This window comes from Bianquea renquensis (assembly GCF_014384895.1).
Classification (GTDB): domain Bacteria; phylum Bacillota; class Clostridia; order Lachnospirales; family Bianqueaceae; genus Bianquea; species Bianquea renquensis.
Genome location: NZ_JACRSQ010000010.1, coordinates 33,708 through 53,039 on the forward strand (window position 1 = coordinate 33,708; position 19,332 = coordinate 53,039).

14 protein-coding genes are annotated in these 19,332 nt (G+C 52.4%); 11 read left to right on the forward strand and 3 right to left on the reverse strand.

The genetic code is table 11. The features are described 5' to 3' along the window. Window positions 1-102: 102 nt before the first annotated feature. Window positions 103-1,875: an FAD-dependent oxidoreductase gene (locus H8730_RS08230; RefSeq protein WP_249289671.1), complete on the forward strand. Its 1,773-nt coding sequence runs from the start codon at window positions 103-105 to the stop codon at window positions 1,873-1,875. Window positions 1,876-2,070: 195 nt separating this feature from the next. Here H8730_RS08230 and H8730_RS08235 read toward each other — a convergent pair whose 3' ends face one another. Next, window positions 2,071-4,464: a right-handed parallel beta-helix repeat-containing protein gene (locus H8730_RS08235; RefSeq protein ID WP_249289672.1), complete on the reverse strand. Its 2,394-nt coding sequence runs from the start codon at window positions 4,462-4,464 to the stop codon at window positions 2,071-2,073. Between the two features lie 379 nt (window positions 4,465-4,843). Here H8730_RS08235 and H8730_RS08240 point away from each other — a divergent pair, with 379 nt between their 5' ends. The 10 genes from H8730_RS08240 (at window position 4,844) to H8730_RS08285 (ending at window position 17,507) form a co-directional block, all read left to right on the forward strand. Next, window positions 4,844-6,514, forward strand: coding sequence for an alpha-amylase family protein (locus H8730_RS08240; protein WP_249289673.1), 1,671 nt, complete (start codon window positions 4,844-4,846; stop codon window positions 6,512-6,514). A 113-nt stretch (window positions 6,515-6,627) separates the two neighbouring features. After that, window positions 6,628-7,593, forward strand: coding sequence for an acetylxylan esterase (locus H8730_RS08245; RefSeq protein WP_249289674.1), 966 nt, complete (start codon window positions 6,628-6,630; stop codon window positions 7,591-7,593). Window positions 7,594-7,603: 10 nt separating this feature from the next. Next, on the forward strand, window positions 7,604-9,163 hold the full coding sequence (locus H8730_RS08250) for an MGH1-like glycoside hydrolase domain-containing protein (protein ID WP_249289675.1): 1,560 nt from the start codon (window positions 7,604-7,606) through the stop codon (window positions 9,161-9,163). Window positions 9,164-9,182: 19 nt separating this feature from the next. Continuing rightward, the gene (locus H8730_RS08255) at window positions 9,183-10,382 is read left to right on the forward strand and encodes an ROK family protein (RefSeq protein ID WP_177714273.1); all 1,200 of its coding nucleotides are present in this window, start codon (window positions 9,183-9,185) and stop codon (window positions 10,380-10,382) included. Window positions 10,383-10,398: 16 nt separating this feature from the next. Beyond that, a complete protein-coding gene (locus H8730_RS08260) occupies window positions 10,399-11,328 on the forward strand; it encodes an AAA family ATPase (RefSeq protein WP_249289676.1) in 930 nt (309 codons plus the stop codon). A gap of 10 nt (window positions 11,329-11,338) precedes the next feature. Then, window positions 11,339-12,337 (forward strand): DUF58 domain-containing protein, encoded by a 999-nt coding sequence (locus H8730_RS08265; protein ID WP_249289677.1) that lies wholly within the window; start codon window positions 11,339-11,341, stop codon window positions 12,335-12,337. Continuing rightward, entirely contained in the window at window positions 12,334-14,502 is a 2,169-nt protein-coding gene (locus H8730_RS08270) for a transglutaminase-like domain-containing protein (protein WP_249289678.1), read from the forward strand. The genes H8730_RS08265 and H8730_RS08270 overlap by 4 nt, the downstream gene beginning before the upstream one ends. A gap of 94 nt (window positions 14,503-14,596) precedes the next feature. Further along, window positions 14,597-16,327 (forward strand): alpha-L-fucosidase, encoded by a 1,731-nt coding sequence (locus H8730_RS08275; RefSeq protein WP_249289679.1) that lies wholly within the window; start codon window positions 14,597-14,599, stop codon window positions 16,325-16,327. 741 nt (window positions 16,328-17,068) lie between these two features. Continuing rightward, window positions 17,069-17,275: a hypothetical protein gene (locus tag H8730_RS08280; RefSeq protein WP_249289680.1), complete on the forward strand. Its 207-nt coding sequence runs from the start codon at window positions 17,069-17,071 to the stop codon at window positions 17,273-17,275. A gap of 25 nt (window positions 17,276-17,300) precedes the next feature. Next, window positions 17,301-17,507 (forward strand): hypothetical protein, encoded by a 207-nt coding sequence (locus tag H8730_RS08285; RefSeq protein WP_249289681.1) that lies wholly within the window; start codon window positions 17,301-17,303, stop codon window positions 17,505-17,507. Between the two features lie 630 nt (window positions 17,508-18,137). On the opposite strand, the gene H8730_RS08290 is transcribed toward H8730_RS08285, so the two are convergent. Continuing rightward, window positions 18,138-18,659, reverse strand: coding sequence for a hypothetical protein (locus H8730_RS08290; RefSeq protein ID WP_177720183.1), 522 nt, complete (start codon window positions 18,657-18,659; stop codon window positions 18,138-18,140). A gap of 101 nt (window positions 18,660-18,760) precedes the next feature. Then, window positions 18,761-19,210: a GNAT family N-acetyltransferase gene (locus H8730_RS08295; RefSeq protein ID WP_249289682.1), complete on the reverse strand. Its 450-nt coding sequence runs from the start codon at window positions 19,208-19,210 to the stop codon at window positions 18,761-18,763. Window positions 19,211-19,332 lie beyond the last annotated feature (122 nt).

Below are 19,332 nucleotides of genomic sequence, written 5' to 3' on the forward strand. Positions count from 1 at the left end.
CATTTTCGATACAAGGGCCTATTGCGATATGGTATGATATAAGTATATCACAGCAGCGCCACAGGACGCAATCTTGCTGTGTAAAAACAGGAGGGATACGACATGAGTTTATTTCCTGCTATTTACCATAGAGTCGAATTTTGTGTCGTGGGGGGCGGGCTCTCTGGCCTTTGTGCTGCCGTAGCGGCGGCGCGCCATGGCCGTAAAACGGCACTGCTTCAAGAGCGTCCCATGTTGGGAGGCAACACATCATCGGAAATCCGCATGTGGGTGTGCGGCGCTCACGGAAAAAATAATAGGGAGACGGGGCTGGTTGAGGAGCTAATGCTAGAAAATTACTGGCGCAATCCATACAAAAATTATTCCATCTGGGATAGCGTGATGTTGGAGATGGCGAAAAAAGAGCCAAATTTAGAGGTATATCTCAACTGTACCTGTATGGATGGGGAAATGGACGAAGACCGGCTGGCCCGGATTACCGGCTGGCAGATGACGACGCAGCAATATCATGTATTTGAGGCAGGAATTTTCGCTGACTGCTCCGGGGACAGCATTCTCGCACCGATTACGGGTGCGCTATACCGCATGGGGCGGGAGGGCTATGAGGAGTATGGGGAAGATATTGCGCCTACTCAGGCCGATTCCCATACGATGGGCATGAGCTGCATGATCCAGGCAAGAGAATACCCGGAAGAGCGGACTTTCATCGCCCCCACCTGGGCCCGCAAATTTACAAAGGAAGATCTTCCGCATCGTCATCCGAATCTTGAGAGCGATGGAGACAACTTTTGGTATCTGGAATTGGGCGGGATGCAGGATACCATACGCGATACAGAAGAGATTCGAGATGAGCTGCTGCGGGTGGCCTATGGCATCTGGGATTTTCTGAAAAATGATCCGGAAAATCAGGAAAGGAATAAGTGTTTTGATATTGACTGGATTGGGATTCTTCCCGGCAAGCGAGAATCTCGCCGCTATGTAGGGGATTACGTCATGACCCAATCTGATGTGCGGGCAGGCGGACATTTCGACGATCTGGTCGCTTACGGGGGATGGTCAATGGACGACCATCACCCAGGTGGCATCGATGTGAAGGAGCCACCGACGATTTATCACCCTGCCCCGTCGCCCTACGGCATCCCGTACCGCTGCCTCTATTCTCAGAATGTAAAGAATCTTATGTTTGCCGGTCGTAATATCAGTGTCTCCCATGTGGCGATGAGTTCCACCCGCGTCATGGCAACCTGTGCATTGCTGGGACAGGCGGTGGGAACTGCAGCGGCCATCGCATTGAGGGAAGGGATTACCCCACGAGGCATCTATGAGAAGGGTTTCGTGCCGGAATTACAGCAGACGCTGATGGAGGATGATTGTTATCTACCCTACCACCGCAGGGCCCTATCCCCCTTGACAAGAGAGGCACGGCTAGAATCCAACCTGCAGGATGCGGAAAATTTGCGCAACGGCTATGATCGTCCCATAGGGGATGCGGACAATGGTGCGCGGGGCCCCAAGGGCAGCTTTGTTACGTATACCTTAGACACACCACAATGGGTGGAAGCTGTCCGGTTGGTTTTGGATAGCGATCTAAACCGGGAGACACTGCCGGAACGGGAGATGAAACTCAATCGGGGGATGCGGCATAACATCCGTCTGTGTTGGGAAAAGTCCCATATGCCCACCACGGTTGTGAAAGACTTAGACGTGATGTGGACGCTGGAGGACGGATCACAGGAGATGCAATCCCTGCGCGGCAATCACCAACGGTTGGTCTGGATTCCATGCAGGCAAAAGGTGGCAGCAGTCACAATTCGACTGCTGGATACCTGGGGCAGTGAGGAATGCCATCTCTTTGCGGTAGATTTGATGGAATAAAGAATCACCCTCGAATCAAAGGGGATTTTATCCGATAGGAAAGTCCGCCGTGAGGCGGACTTAGATTCGAAGGACCGAAGGTACTTCCAAAGTTCGCGAAAGCGAACTTTTTTATCCCATAGGAAAGTCCGCCGAAAGGCGGACCTAGAATCGAAGGACCGAAGGTACTTCCAAAGTTCGCGAAAGCGAACTTTTTTAGAAGCGGTTCCAATTGCCAAGATAATTCTCTGCGCGTGCGGGACGTATCCCTGCCTGTACGCCTCTGGCCTCGACGGTAAAGCGCTCCGCTCCGTGAATGTCACCCACTGTGATATGAATTTCTTCATGCGGTGCCAGCTGAAAAGAAACAGTGCGCTGCGTCAACTGAATTTGTGGATTTCCAGAGTATAGCTGGATATCGCCGCTCACTGGAGCGTCCTCCATATTGCGAATGCCGAGGGTCAGAGGCTGCGACTCACCTTTATAGGGATAGGTGAGGCAGGTCAAAATCCGCGGAGGATTGTCTGTGCGCTCTTGCGGGAGCAAGCCGATGGAATCAAATTCCTCCGGATCCCACTCGAAGCCGTACTCCATTGCGCGGCACTCAGGGCGAAGGCCGATTAGCCCCCATTCCGCATCTTCAAAATCTTTCGGGGCGGCGGTATAGTTTCGGGCAAAACGCCAGTCTCCCTTACCTGGTGACCAGTTGGATTTAACGTCGTGGCGGGTGTCAAAGATGCAGCTCAGCTCCTCCTCCGATAGGGAGACCAGCTCGCCGCAGTCATAAAATTTTTCTGCGTTTGCGTCCCGACGATCCCAATAATATCGGAACAAGGGTTTGGAGCAAAAGACATTTTGCACGATGTCCGCGGTGGCCGCCAACTGCCGCCCATCGTCATACAGCTGGACTAGATAGGCGAGTTCTGGATATCTGTCGATGTACGGGCTCTTGGTACAGTCCAGCGTTACGCTTGGATCGTTGGGGTGCAGGAAGGACTGCACGCCGTTGTAGAGCTTACGGCGCTGCTCCTCGTAGCAGGCGGTCCAGAAAAATTCCGTGTGCGCTGCACGGCAGTCCATATGCACAGCGGGGTAACATTTGACGAATACATTATTTTTGACCACGTAGTCCACGCCGCCGCCCAGCATCACAGCGCGCCCCACTTCGTAGAAATAGTTGTGCTCCATAATGGTTCCGGAGAGCACATCATCGTTGTAAATTCCCATGGTGCCCAGCCCGACGCCACCCAGATGATGAATGTAGTTATGGCTGATGTGATTGCCGCGGAAGGTTACATCCCGGCCAGAATAGATGGCACCTGCATCCCCCGTTTCCATACACACGGAATAGATTTCATTATATTCAATTTGCATGTCATTACCGCTGTAGAGAATGGCGATGTGAGGAAGATCATGGATTAGGTTGTGAGCGATGGTGATGCCGACGCCTTTTGGAAGGATCGCCGGACGGTAACAGCGGCTCCAGCTCGCAATATGATAGATGTGATTGTTGATGATTTCTGATCCAGATGGTTCCAGTGTCATCCGGTCGCCGCCAGTTATCTCAATACCACCGTCGCCGCAGTCATGAATCGTGCAGTTTAAGATACGATTGCGGAGGCCGCCTTTGCAATCGATGGCGTGGTTGCCGATATTGCGGAAATGGCAGCCGTCGATGGTCAGGTCGGAGACACCGTTAGCGGCAAGCGCGATTCCGCGAATGCACTCCATGGTTACGCCCGCGATGGTAACCCCCTGGGCATCCTGGAGGTCAAAAAAAGGTGTTTCCAGTACGGAAAAGAGAAGCTCCGTGTTCTCATCCATCTGGGAGGGCGGATAGAAGTACAACAGCCCCTTTTCTCGATCCACATAGTAATCCCCCGGCGTATTGACTTCCTCCAGGATATTCAGAAAACAAAACCGCTGCCCTGGTTTATAGCCACGAATTCGATTCTCCGGGACTTCTTTCAGCGACACCGTCATGGCATCGGGGTCAAGTTCTGTCACGTGCTCGTACGAATTGGCCCAATCCCAACACCAATATCCGTGAACCCACAGATCTGAATTTGCGGCCCATTTAGAGGGGCGAGGATCATCAAATCGGTAAAAAGAATCTGGATGGCCGATTTTTTCCTCGCATTCATTGATAATCTCTTTCTCATAGCCCGTGATTGGCAAATAGTTCCCTTTCTTTGGATACTGCGATAGATTCATGGGAATCCCGTCAAAAAACAGTTCGCCATGGGAGGGAATCTGATCCCCGCTGAAGCCGCGCCTTCCAAGGTGGCCATAGTCGGACACGCCATTTTCCTGAAGATCAAGGACTCGCACAGCGTCTCGTACAGACTCATCCAATCGCTCCCGCACCGAAGGATCCGACACAGGTTTCCAGCCGTACAGCCGTTTACCGCCGACGAGGCGAACGTCGCCTTCTCCCCGGATTTCCACGTTGGATTGCGGTGCTCCCAGCTGGATCGTCTCATCCACATAGTACAGTCCCGGCGCAAGGAGGATCTGCACCTTGTCTCCCGCGCATTGGGAGAGAGCCTTCCGCAGACCCTGCGATCCGTCAGCCGCGCTGATACGAATCTGCGTTGGTTTGTTTATCATAACATCACATCCTCACTGGTAAAATTGAGAGTGGTTACTCTTCTTCGGTATTATACTAAAAAGTCGTACAGAAGTATAGAGGGAATAACACAAGATTTTCTGAATTTTTACATTTGTCTAAAGTCAGTAACTTGTCAAGGCACAGAAAATACAGTAAAATAATTGCAGAAGCGATTATATGTGCCGCCCGAAAAGCGGCGGGGCTCTCCGCCATACATGACGCAGGACTCTTGCTATGCGGGTGAATAGAAATAGGTTGTATATTGTATTAAACTTCGCTATAATGAAGTCGTTGTACTAAAAGGTGGGGGGGATAGAGGCGAATCGAAAGCCGCTATCAAACCCTGAACGGCACTACGCTTTAGAATGGAGGAGTAAGATGGATACTGCACTTCGCGGCCGTGTGATGGTCAATGGAGACTGTGGCAGCTTTTTTTACAATCCAGAACTGTGGCAGCCTGAAGGCGGCCGCTATAGCAGGAAGGCGATTCACCGTTTGATTCACAGCCTAGGGGTAGCGGGGGTTGACACCTTTCTCATCAATCCCAATGGCCAACTTCCGTGTTATCCCAGCAAACGGATGCGGTATCAGTATCAGGACTACCGTCGGGATGACCGGGACTATGCGCGGGTCCACTGGCGGGACTGTGAGGGCTGGAGTGGAGAGGCGCTGGAAGAGCTGCTTACCCGACAAGCTGCTACCAACAATCTATATCTGGATTTGATTGAGGAGGGGACCGATTGGCTGGCGGAAACGGCAGTCGCATGCCGGGAAGAGGGAATCTCGCCCTGGATCAGTGTTCGAATGAACGACTCCCATGGCGGACGCAGCCCGGAGAAGAGTTATATGAATAACGACCTGCTCCGCAATCGGCCGGATTTGCGGCTGGATAAGCCTTGCATCAACCCGGATCAGAAGTTTCACCGCTACAGTCTGGACTACAGCAAACCAGAATGCCGGGCCTATATGTTAGAGATGATCGAGGACATGCTGACCTATGATTTTGAGGGCATGGAGCTGGACTTTGGCCGAGATCCGGTGATCGCAGCGCCCGTTGCCAGTGATACAGTGCGGGACCAGATCTGCACATGGATGCGGGATATCCGAGCTCGAACCAATGCGAAGGCGGCGGAGACTGGGAAACCATTTTATTTAGGCCTCAAGGCGTCCTGTAACATCGGGCTGCTCTATGACTTCGGGTTGGATGTGGACCGGTGTGTGGAGGAAGGAATTTTCGATTTTGTCTCCTTCAGCAACTACTACCAAACTTGCTGGGAGGCTCCCATTGACGAGCAAAAGCGGCGGTACGGAGATAAAGTCGCTGTGTTTGGATATATTGAAGGTACAGTCAACTGGTACTCTGTTCAGGCGGGAGAAAATTCCGGGCGTGGGAAAGATCAGCGGACCAAGCGGGGACGGGAAATGACCTACAGCGGCGAAATGATTCTTGGCAACGCTGCCGGAAAACACGTTCTCGGCGCTGACAGCATTGTTTTCTTCAACAATTTCTTTAGCTTTGACAAGAATTCCCATACGCCTGCGGCCCACTGGGCGATCCAGGAAGTAGGATCTTTGGAAAAGCTTAGGGGGCAGCCGAAAGCGTACTCTCTGAACACGGCCTTTTTCTATCCCCTAGGGACCGTTGCCCTAGAACGGCCGGCTGCCCTCCCGGAGTTTATCTGGCCTAGCGCCTCCCGGACCTGGAGATTGCCGATGATGGCTGAACCTGGCGGGGATCTGGTCCTGAGGATTCAGGCCGCGGTAGAGCGAAAGGCGGGAGTAACGCCGCAGCTGGCGGTGACCATCAATCATCACTGGCCTCAAGCGGAGTGTGTGTGCACGAATAAATTGCTGTTCCCAGCGGGGGACTATGATGAGCTACTGGAGGGGCATATGGGCTTTACCTTCACCCTTCCAGCTGGGCTGATCCAGGAAGGGTGGAATGAAATCACAGTGTTTAACCTGGCCAGTGAGAGCGCAGAACGTGAGGAGAATGAAAAGAATACCTTTCGCCTGATGAATTTGGATCTAGCAATTCAAAGACGATGAAAAATACGGATGGGAGTTGCCACGGAATCCCATGGCATGGTATAATAATCTTATATGCGCCGGCGGCAACCCACTAACAGTAAATATTGAAATGCAGAGAAAGGACGTTGAACATGCCTATTGTTGATAAACCGATACAGGAACTGCTGCAATATCAAGGGAGCACACCAAGGCCAGCGGATTTTGACGAGTTCTGGGGTGCCCGGTTGACGCAGCTGGACGGGATTGACCCGAGACCAGAGCTTGTGGAAAGTTCATTTCAGACCTCCTATGCGGAGTGTTTTGATCTCTATTTTACGTCGACCAAGGGTGCAAGAATTCATGCTAAGTATGCCAGGCCTAGAAACAGCAACGCCAAGTGCCCGGCCATCCTATTTTTTCACGGCTACACAGGGGACAGTGGAGATTGGCTGGGGTATCTGCCCTATGTGGCGGAGGGTTTTTGCATAGCGGCCATGGATTGCCGGGGACAGGCAGGGCTGTCTCAAGATGCGGGCGGTACGCTGGGGATGACCTGTTCAGGCCAATTTATTCGGGGATTGGACGGCCCAGCGGAGGATATGCTGTTTGTACAGATCTACTTAGATACGGCACTGTTGGCGCGAATCGTCATGAAGATGGATCAGGTGGATGAGACCCGTGTCGGCGTTCGCGGAGGCTCCCAGGGAGGCGGTCTGACGTTGGCCTGCGCCTCGTTGGTGCCGCAGATCCGGAAAGCAGCACCGGACTACCCGTTTTTATCGGACTATAAGCGGGTATGGGACATGGATTTGGCGGTTGGGGCCTACGCTGAGTTGAAGACGTATTTCCGCGCCGCGGATCCGCGGCATGAACAGGAACAAGCCATATTCGAAAAACTAGGTTATATCGATATTCAAAATCTGACGAAACGAATCCGGGCGGAGGTTCTCATGGGGGTGGGCCTCATGGATACCGTCTGTCCACCATCCACGCAGTTTGCCGCCTACAATAAAATCACAAGCCCCAAGCGGTACATTCTGTACCCGGATTATGGGCATGAGGATTTGCGCGGCCATAAAGAGATTATATTTCAGTTTTTTCAGAGCTTAAAGGACTAGGAGGACGGGAATGAAAGTCGAAGTGACATTTCAGACGGCGGATAGGGCATTGCAAAAACTCTACAACGCGGCAGAAGAAAAGGAAAAACATAATATTCGCTATTTTGGGGATCGGAAGGTTCTGGTGGAAGGCGGAGGATACAATAATATCTGGCTGGAGACGCAGCCCATGGGCGGCGGTATGTATGCCAAGCGTGACATGGAGGCCGCGCTGAACAATCAGCTGCTTTTTATGGAATATCAAAAGGAAAATGGGCGGATTCCGGGAATGATCGTGAATCGCGACGGCGTGCTGGATCCGAAGTACGACTGGTTTCAGGGATTTTGCTTTCCAGACCCGGCCTTCAGCCTGTATTTTTGGAACGGCGAGAATAGGGACTATCTGCTCAAGCTGTACCATACACTCAAAGCCATAGATGAATACTGGTGGACCTACAGGGATTCCGATCATGATGGCTGTCTGGAGACCTGGTGTATTTGTGACACAGGGGAAGACAACTGCACTCGCTTTTTTGACGCGCCCGGATTTTGGGGCGGGGAGGAGCCGCCGACAGGCGTTGCCAAGCTACCCTATGAATCCATGGATTATATGGCTTACTCCTACGAGGCTCGAAAGACGCTGGCCGCCATCTCTGCGATTCTGGACAATGGCGAGGAGGCGGACTGGGAGCAAAAGGCAGAGGCGGTTCGCAAAAAGCTGCGGGAGTATCTCTGGATCGAGGATAAGAACGCATGCTATGATCGGGATTGCCAGAATGAGTTTATGGATATCTTGCTTCATAATAACATACGGGTTATGCATCACGGCGCCTTTGATCAGGAGATGGCGGATCGGTTCATTGCCCATCACATGTTGAATCCCAAGGAGTTCTGGACGCCCATGCCGCTGCCGTCCATCGCTGTCAACGATGCATTTTTCCGAAACAATGAGGATAATGATTGGAGCGGTCAGCCGGAGGGCTTGACATACCAGCGGGCGATACGTGCCATGGAGAATTACGGGCATTACGCGGAGTTGACCATGATTGGGAAAAAACTCATGGAAGCTGCAGGGGAAGAAGGCCTCTTCACACAGCAGTACGATCCCTTTACCGGCCGGCCATCCACACCGCATAAAAACGACTACGGGCCAACGATCTTAGCTATTTTGGAGTATATCGAAAGGTTCTATGGCGTACACGTGGATAAAACAGAACTCTACTGGGGCTGCCTGCCAGGCGGTGGACAGTCCCGTGTGTACCGCCAGCAATGGGGGGAACATCTCTATGCCATGGTCCATGAGGGAGAATGGAACACGGCGTACCTGGATGGAGAAGAACTCTTTTCCGTATCGGACGGGGTTCGCGTTGTGACGGATCGGGAAGGGCGCATCGGCCGAATTGCAGGTATCGATGTGGAGGCCCATAAGGTGACGGTCCGGACGGCGCAGGGCGCTACAGCTTCGGCGGTAATCGGCCCTAATGAAGTGTTTGCCTGGAGGGATGGATCCCTATGTCTTGAGGCGAAGATCCCCTTTGCCGCAGATGAGGCGCTGCTGAAGGAGTGGAGAAAGCCGCTGCCGCGACAATAGAGTAAAGGAGACCGAGTCAGTGTTCTATTTAGCCGGATCGAATCAAAGGGACATCAAACAGCTCAACCGGAATGTGGTGATGAAACTCTTATTTACATCACCACTTTTGTCCCGCAGTGACCTGACACGCCTGACAGGGTTAACCGCCATGACCATAACCAATATCGTCTCGGAGTTGATGGATGCAGGCTTAGTTGTCGAATACAAAGAATCGAACCCGAAGGAGCCATCCGGCGTAGGTAGGCGGCCGGTCTTGCTGGAGCTAGCCCCGAAGAGCCCCGTTCTGTGCGGCGTCTATATATCCCGTCACCGTTTCAGCATGATCATCAGCGATCTGAAAGCGCGTCAACTTTTCTGGGAAGAACAGGCTTATCCGGAGACGTTGACGGTGGAATGGCTATACCAAAAACTTATGGACAGCTATCGCCGCCTTGAGCAGCGATGCTTGACAAGCCAGAGAAGAATCCTCTGTGTGGGAATCGTATCGATCGGTCCTGTGGATACTCAGCAGGGGATCATTTTAAATCCGCCTAATTTTCAGGGACTGCGGGATCTTCCAGTCTGCCGGTGGATGGAAGAGATCGCAGGGGTTGACGCGTATCTCCTCAGCGATTCCAGCGCCTGTGCCCTGGCGGAGTCTCTGTATGGGAAGGGGGCCGGAATCGATAACTTCCTGTATGTCTACATCCATGAGGGGATTGGAGCAGGAATGGTCCTCGGCGGTGAATTGTACCAGGGAATCCACGGCTACAGCCCAGAGCTGGGGCATACCACCATTGATTTTCATGGCCCTCTATGCCCTTGTGGGAGCCGTGGCTGTCTAGAACTATATGCGGATGAGAGGAAGACGGTTCAAAAGGCGGCGGGGGCTTCCACGCGGGATATCCAATCCTTCGCCGATGTTATGGCCGGCGCGCAGGAGGGAGACCAGGCCTGCGCAGCTGCGGCCCGGGAATTTGTCACATACCTCGGCTATGCGCTTCGCAACGCGCTGAATCTATACGAGTTTTCCACGGTGATCTTAGGGTATGAAACCATAGACGGAGCGTATATCCTGGAATCCCTGTTGGCAGAGGATTTAGGGGCCTATTTACGCGGCTACGGAGGGCGAAGGGCCGAATTCATCCATACGAAATTCCTCCGCGGTGCGCCATTGACAGGCGCTATCGCTCTGGGCGCGAGCAAAGTGTTCACTGGAAGTTTGCCGATGCTGAAATAGAGAGGATGGAGACGGTATGACGTTGGCAGAAAGGGTTATGAAGGAAGTCGCAAAGGTATTTGTCGGAAAGAATGATATCATTCGAAAGGTGATGCTGGCGCTCCTGGCGCAGGGACACGTGCTGTTGGAGGATCGACCGGGAGTGGGGAAGACGACGTTAGCTCTTGCCATGTCCAAAGCGATTCGTGCAGAATACCGACGAATTCAGTTTACGCCGGATGTAATGCCATCGGATATCACCGGTTTTTCCATGTATGATAAAGAGCGAGGAGAATGGAACTATGAGAGGGGCGCGATTCTCTGCAATCTTTTCCTTGCGGATGAAATCAACCGGGCGTCCAGCCGGACCCAAGCGGCGCTTTTGGAGGCTATGGAGGAGGGGAGAGTGACGGTGGATGGGATCGCCCATGAGATCCCTAAACCCTTTATGGTCATCGCAACCCAGAATCCGGTGGGCTCTGCTGGAACGCAGCTTTTGCCGGAGTCGCAGATGGACCGATTTATGGTATGTCTATCCATCGGATATCCTTCCCCTGCTGACGAGGTGGACATGCTACAGCGCAAGAGGGGCCGGAATCCCATGGACTCCGTGGAGGCGGTTGCAAGTGGGGAGGATGTATTGGCAATGCGGTTGGATGTAGAAACGATCTATGTACATCAGGAGATTGATGAGTATATCGTCCGGCTCGTATCGGCCACAAGGGACAATAGCTTTATACGGCTGGGGGCCAGTCCAAGGGCTTCCGTTGCAGTGGCGAGATTGGCGCAGGCCTCCGCGTTTTTGAGAGGGCGCGACTATGTTTTGCCGGACGATGTTCTGGAAGTGTTTCCCGACTGTATAACACATCGGTTACTGTTAAGCCCAAAGGCAAAAGCTGAACACTGTTCACCGGAAGACGTGATCCGGACCATTCTGGAAAATACTCGGCCGCCACGGTTGCATTGAGGGCGGAGGCATGATCAGACGATGGGTTGTGTATCTGCTGATTTTGGCATTGGCGGTGGTCTTTTATATCCTTTTTATCGGTTATTTTTCGTATTTTACGCTGATATTCGTAGCCGTATTTCCTCTCTTTTCTTTGCTGCTTAGCTTGCCAGCCATGTGGAGTGTCCAAGTCGCGCTGGAGGCGGAGAGACTACAGCAAGAGCGGGGAACGATGGTGGCTGTGGCTGTCGGACTGCATAGCACTTTACGGCTACCTGTATATCGGGGACGCCTTGTCCTCCAGATGAAGAATCGAATGACAGGCGAAACGGAGCAGAGGGTGCTGCGAATGCCAGTTTATGGCCGTGGCATTCGCAGCAAGCAGGTATTTCAACTCACCCACTGCGGCGTGGTCCAATGGACGGTCAAAAGAATGTGGGTCTATGACGCATTGGGACTTTTTGCCATTCCAAGGTGGACAAAGAGTATAGCGTCTGTTGTCTCCACGCCAAAGTCCTATGAGACGGCGGTGGATCCGGAACTGTTGGAGAGTGTGCGGCGGGAAGGGAATGGTTGGGAGGAGGATAGCGCCAATATGGAAATCCGCCAATACCGGCCACCGGATTCGCCGAGGCTTGTCCATTGGAAGCTATCTGCGAGATTTGATGACTTGATGGTGCGGGCGGATGACAGCGGTGAGGGACAAGGAATGCCCCGGCTTTATCCGGTATGGGACCAGGATGCGGAGGTAACAGACCGGATGCTGGACCGCTTGACATCGCTGTCCAATTTCCTATCAGACCGACAGCTACCCCATGAAATTTGCTGGGAGGACGGGCAGGAGGTCTGCCGGGTAAGGATACGGGCGGATGAGGACCTGCCGTCCGCACTGCCGCAATTACTTTCGATTCCCCTTCCGGAGAGACGGAATGATTTGATCGCGGGCGTGGAGGCGCAAGGGATCGCGGTCGATGCACAGAGTATCCGAAGGATGGAGGATGGGAGTCTTTTGGAGGAGTCTCGCCAATGAAGCGTATGGTCAAGTGGATGCTCATCTGGAGCTCCTATTTTCTTTTGAGTTGGCTTGGATCGGCCGGTTCAATCGTCAGCTTTGGGTCCGCACTTTCCATACCGGCTGATTATCCAGCAATCACCTATGGGTGTGCAGCAGTGTCCGCCGTGATGGCAGCGCTGTACGGGATTCCCAGGAAGGGGATTCGCTGGATATTTGCAGGCACGTCTGCTGTGCTTCTCGCGTTTTGCCTGTACGCGGTTCGGCAGGACCTTATACGGGGAGCCGCCTATGTGGGAAGCCTGGTCAGCATAGAGTATTCCAAAGAGATTGAGGGAATCGAGTATCTTGTGCCGCTGGAAAATTTGCCGCAAGGGCAAATCCGAGATGTCATCACCATTTTTTTCGCAGGGTGCGGAGCTCTTCTATCCTGGTTTTTGGCATGGGCTGTGGCGCGGAAGTATCGCAGTTATCTGGGCGTTGTCTTGACCCTTCCCTTTTTGGCGGCGGTGCTTGTTATTACACGGGAGCCCAACTGGGCGGGGATTTTGTTTTTGTTCCCCTTTTGGGCCGCGCTGATTCTATCCGGGAGGCGGCAGGGAAAGGACGAAGTCGATAGGGCGAAACTGGTTTTGCTGGCACTACCGGTGTCGGCTGCGCTCTCGGCCGTATTGTTTTTCACGCTGGGAAGGGATACGTATTCAAGGCCGGATGCGGTTGACCACCTCCGTTTGCGGATCATGGGTGAATTGGCGGAAGGCGATAGCTCTGTGGCCCCTGGCGGTACCCGTTCGGCCTCCCAGGACATTGATTTGCAGGGGCGGGGGGATTTGCGGTTTACTGGCGAGGTCGTGCTGGATGTTTTCTCGGGGAATCCGGGACGGCTATATCTCCGGGGACGTTCTGGAGCCAGGTATACCGGCTCGGCGTGGACAGCCTTTGCGGATGAGGTTTACGAGGGCATGGATTTTTCCATGTATCCCATGAACATTGCGCCCCAGTTCTTCGGATGGTATCCCACAAATTTGATCGTGATAGAGCCTCGGCACTTGGCCGCCGACTTCGTGCTTACACCGTACAACCTAGATATGGAGGATATGCCTGCGTTAGTCCCAGTTCGGGATCTGTATTATGAATCGAAAGATTCAGGGCCTTACACTTTTACCTATATGGATATGATGGGAGAGCCGCTTTATGACTTCGACATGGAGCTGGAGGAGGGATTCCAGGCCTATGATCAGTTTGTTATGGATCAATACCTTCAGGTCCCAGAGGAGCTTCGGACAAGGCTGGAAACCTTGGTGGATAATGATATCCTTCGGGGCTGGGGTGTTGTAGAGTCTGAAAGCGACTTGATTCAGCAGGTTGTCTCCTTTTTGTCTTCCTATCAATACACACTGACACCTGGCGCTGTGCCGCCAGGTGAGGACTTTGTGGAGTACTTTTTATTTCAAAGCCAGCAGGGGTACTGCGTTCACTTTGCCAGCGCGGCTACGTTACTGTTGCGAACCTTGGGCATTCCGGCCAGGTACGCGGAAGGGTATGCAGTGGCGGCTGAGGATTTTGGGGGCGATGGCTGGGCACAAGTCAGGGATAGAAGGGGTCATGCCTGGGTGGAGGTTTATTATCGGGGGTTGGGTTGGCAACCGCTGGAGGTCACACCTGGCGGGATGGAAGCGGCAGATCAGGTGTTGGAAGTAGAGTCTAGCGCTCCCGCAGAGTCTTCTGGGGAGAGTTCGGTCCCAGCGGAATCCTCCTTGGAGGTGTCTGAGCCCAGGGAGGACTCATCGTCATCGGAGCCAGCGGTGGAGAGGCCACAGTCCGGTGTAAGGTCTAATTTTTGGCCTCTGTGGGCGTGTATTGTACTGTTAGCGCTGGGGATGTGTGCTATTTTGCGCCGGCGATGGCGCGCTGCCATGCGCCGGAGGGAGTTCTATGAAAGCGAAAGAAATCAGGCGGTGGTTTCCATGTATGGATACCTTGTGCAGTTGCGCCCATATGGCGCTGTTGTCAGCGCTGAGATAAAAGAGCTGGCGTTGAAGGCGAAATACAGCCAGCAGGGGGTTACGGAGGAAGAGGCGCAGACAATGCGGCGCTATACCCAAGAGCAAGTGATACAGGTGAAGAATAGCCTGCCCTTTTGGCGCCGTATGGTATTTTGCTATGTGCGGGCACTGGGTTAATTATTTACAAGATCGTCTTAGAAATATCCATGTTCTTTTTGCGAGACCTATGCTATTATGGGAGAGATAAAAAAGTAAAGGATGGGATCAAGCAATGGAAAAGAACTGGTTTTCACAGGACCGATTTGGATTTATGATGCACTGGGGCTTGTATTCTCTGCCAGCAGGTGAGTGGAAGGGCCAGCAGTGCGAGTATATCGGGGAGTGGCTACAGTCCCGATTTCGAATTCCTAATGCGGAGTATAGCCGTCTGGCGGAATGCTTTAACCCTGTACTCTTTGACGCGGATTCCATTGTGAAGCATGCCCGGGATTGCGGAATGCGGTATCTGGTATTGACGAGCAAGCACCACGAAGGGTTTGCCATGTACCGCTCCGAGGTGGACCCCTATAATATTTATGACGCGACGCCTTTTAAGCGGGACCCTATCCTGGAGTTCGCGGAAGCCTGCTATAAATATGATTTGAAGCTTGGCCTCTATTATTCACAAGACTTGGATTGGAAGGACCCGGATGGCGGTGGCTATACCGCAGACCATACCAACGTCGGCGGCATGAGCTGGACCAACGATTGGGACTATCCCAACAACGATGGAAAGGAGTATGCCCGCTGTTTTGAGAGAAAGATCAAGCCCCAGGTCAAAGAAATTTTGACACGGTTCGGAGATTTATGCCTCATCTGGTTTGATACCCCACTCACCTTGTCAGTGGCGCAGAGCCAGGAACTGTGCCATATGGTCCGGATGTATCAGCCCAATTGTCTTGTCAATTCTCGAATCGGCAATGGCCTGGGAGATTATTCGTCTTTAGGGGACAATCAGATTCCAGCGGGGCGCAAATCCGGCGGACTATTTGAGACGGCGGCTACACTCAACGATACCTGGGGATACAAGAGCTTCGACCAAAATTGGAAATCTTCCCGCGAGATGGTGACATTGCTGGGACGTCTGGCCTCCCGCAACGTGAATTACTTGCTAAATGTGGGACCGGATCCTTTGGGGCGGATTCCGGCCAAGGCGTGGCAGATCATGGATGAGGTGGGCCGATGGATGGAGACGTGCGGCGAGGCGATCTATGGGACGAAGCCCTCACCTTTTGCCGGGGATCTGCCGAGTGGCCCTGTTACAGAGGGTGAAGATTCCTTGTACTTTATGCTCAGCGAACCGGCTAGGCAGAGGGAGCTGGCGGTCAACGGGATCAAAAGCCGTGTGGCCAAGGCAGAGCTTTTGGGAGAGGGAGAAGTCTCTTTTCGCCAGACGATACTGGACGGGCAGGGAAGAAGTCAGGTTTCCATAGTCATTCCAGAGTCCTGCCCCGATTTGCCAGTTGTGAAGATCACCATGGCAGACGGAGTACAGGTCGATCATCAGGTGGTACAGCAGCCGGAAGGGAGTCTTGTCTTTCCCGCGTCCGCGTCTATCCTGGAGGGAAATGCCAAGCTGGGGATGGGCGGCGACATAGAAGACTGGATGGATGAGGGCGTTTGCGTTACCTGGCCTTTTACAATCTTTGAGGCCGGTTGGTACGAGGTGGAGATAACATGCGGCAGCGCCTATGGGCAGGAATGGATTGGTGGTCACCGGCTGCGGTTTGCCGCTGGGGATGCGCAGCTGGAAGGCGAGCTTGTCTATAAAAGAGAACTGGATCCGCTGACGAAACGGAATTATCGCGGGGCTGTGGGTTCTATAGGCCGTATCTATATTGAAAAACCAGGAGAGTATACAGCCACGCTCCAAGCAATCGCGCTGAACCCCCAGGCGTCCAACGGATTTTTGTTTCGGAGTGTGCGGTTGCAAAGCAGAGGATTTGAACTGCCTTCGAGTTGAGTTGCACGGACTGCGCGAGAAAGGGCTATCTAAGGCAAATATTAAGCACTGGCATCTCTTTTGGGAGGCGCCAGTGTTGTTTTAGTTGGATTTTTCATCGCTATAGAAGTGGAGGCAATTGTTTGTGTGGTCGATACATTTGGTCTTGCTGTTGTGTATCTATGCAGCAATGGGGAGGTAGAAGGCAGTCGGATCTGCCGCAAAAAAGAAAAAGCCGCCGAAGAGAAAGAAAAGGGGAACTCCGCCGCTAAAAAGGAAGGCGAGCGGGAGAGGGGAGTGAGAAGTAAAGAAAAAATGCCGTCAAAAAAGAAGGAACCGCCAAAGAGCAGAAGGCGAAGAGAAAGAAAAAGAGCACTCCGCCGCTAAAAAGGAAAGGCGAGCGGGAGAAGGGAGTGAGAAGTCAGGGAAAAACGCCGCTAAAAAAAGGAGGAACTGCCGAAGAGTAGGAGGCGAAGAGAAAGAAAAGGAGCACTTCGCCGCTAAAAAGGAAGGCGAGCGGGAGAGGGGAGTGAGAAGTCAGGAAAAAACGCCGCCAAAAAAAGAAGGAACCGCCGAGGAGTAGGAGGCGAAGAGAAAGAAAAGGAGCGCTTTGCCGCTAAAAAAGGAAGGCGAGCGGGAGAAGGGAATGAGAAGTCAGAAAAAAACGCCGCCAAAAAAAGAAGGAACCGCCGAGGAGTAGGAGGCGAAGAGAAAGAAAAGGAGCGCTTTGCCGCTAAAAAAGAAGGCGAGCGGGAGAAGGGAGTGAGAAGTCAGGAAGAAACGCCGCCAAATAAAGGAGGAACCGCCGAGGAGCAGGAGGCGAAGAAAGAGAAAAGGGGAACTCCGCTGCTAAAAAGGAAAGGCGAGCGGGAGAGGGGAGTGAGAAGTAAAGAAAAAATGCCGCCAAAAAAGAAGGAACTGCCGAAGAGTAGGAGGCGAAGAGAAAGAAAAAAAGCACTTCGCCGCTAAAAAAGAAGGCGAGCGGGAGAAGGGAGTGAGAAGTCAGGAAGAAACGCCGCCAAATAAAGGAGGAACCGCCGAGGAGCAGGAGGCGAAGAAAGAGAAAAGGGGAACTCCGCCGCTAAAAAGGAAAGGCGAGCGGGAGGGGGGAGTGAGAAGTAAAGAAAAAATGCCGCCAAAAAAGAAGGAACTGCCGAAGAGTAGGAGGCGAAGAGAAAGAAAAAAAGCACTTCGCCGCTAAAAAGGAAGGCGAGCGGGAGAAGGGAATGAGAAGTCAAGAAAAAACGCCGCTAAAAAAAGAAGGAACCGCCAAAGAGTAGGAGGCAAAGAGAGAGAAAAGGAGCACCTCGCCGCTAAAAAGGAAGGCGAGCGGGAGAAGGGAATGAGAAGTCAAGAAAAAACGCCGCTAAAAAAAGAAGGAACCGCCGAGGAGTAGGAGGCGAAGAGAAAGAAAAGGAGCGCTTTGCCGCTAAAAAAGAAGGCGAGCGGGAGAAGGGAGTGAGAAGTCAGGAAAAAACGCCGCCAAAAAAAGAAGGAACCGCCAAAGAGCAGGAGGCGAAGAGAAAGAAAAGGAGCACTCCGCCGCTAAAAAAGGAAGGCGAGCGGGAGAGGAAAGTAAAAAGTCAAGAAAAAACGCCGCCAAAACGGTTTCGTATGAAAGAAGTAAAGCCATATCTATGGTCAATAGTTGTTAAAAGCGGACAGGTCGACTTGTGTTCTCACCCAAAGCATTCCGCAAATTAGAAGGTAGCCAGATACGAAGACAATCCTGCTTGCAACGGAAATAAAAGAAGAAAATATCCGGGCTCCTCCTTCTATCCCTCCTCAAAGCGTAATCCTGTCATTTCCTGTATTTCATCGCTGGTGAACTTTAATGCCAGATCCCTGTATACGATTTTATTTCCAGCTTCATGATGAGGGTGAATTTTCCGGTATCGTCTGCATTCTGCACAGCTGCAGTCAACTCTGCCACGGAAAACGGGTCCAATGCAACGCGGTACTGTGCCGCATCAAGGGCGAGGCTCTTTAGCCGTTGGAAGTCGCCATCTGTGGATACATTCGTGACATAGGAGTCCGGCGTAACATTGATCAAGTTCTCGTTGTAATGCAGTGAATACCGGGCTTCAACCCCAAAATCCTGCTCTTTCAAGTAGTCGTGAAAGGCGCGTAGCTGGTACACGGCCCGATCAATATCCAGGCGAGTTTCATATACCCCCTCGACACAGTAAAATCCCGTATATTCTCGATTTTCTTCCTTTCCGGTCAGATCCACAGCCATGAGACCTTTTGCAAACTGCTCGAAATAATACTTCCCCAGTAAAAGGTCGAGCTCATATGGTATTCCGTCCATTCCAAGGGCCATTCGGAATTCAACGTCGGGCAGTTGTCTCAAGTGAGCCATCCATACATCACACATGCGGTGAAGAAACCCATAGCAGCGCCATCTGTCCAATGGATATGCCTGTGCGCATAGAAATCATCCTCTCGATATATTCACTGCATCTCAAAGAAGGGGCGATTTTCTTTTTCTGTAATGGATTGACTGTAAAATCCTAATAAATCTTTCTTCTCCCACCCCCTATTTTGCCAAAAGGCTTTGCCCTGTTCATTTGTCTCCAAAACATTTAGACAGACCCTTGTGATCCCCTCCCTTTGCAAGGCCGATATGGCGGCTTCGACCAACTGTGTTCCGATTCCCTGATTACGGTAAGGAACTTGAACAACGGTATGATAAATATACCCTCTCCGACCATCGTTGCCACATAAAATGGCGCCGATTATCTTGCCCGCATCAAGTGCGACAAAGCTCGTCCGGGGATTCCGTTTTAAAAAGGTCGCGATGCCCTCCCTTGAATCATCGAGACTCCGCAATCCCATTCCCTCTGTATTGACCCATAGATCCAATATTTCTTCGTAATCGGCGATGGTCATCTCTCGAATCATGGTATACCTCCATACATTTTTTTCATCCGCCTGGGGAACGCCTACCCTCATTATATTCAATTTGCCGGATAATATCAAGTGAGGGTTAAAGAATTTAGTATTGCATTTTCCTGCGAGTTTCA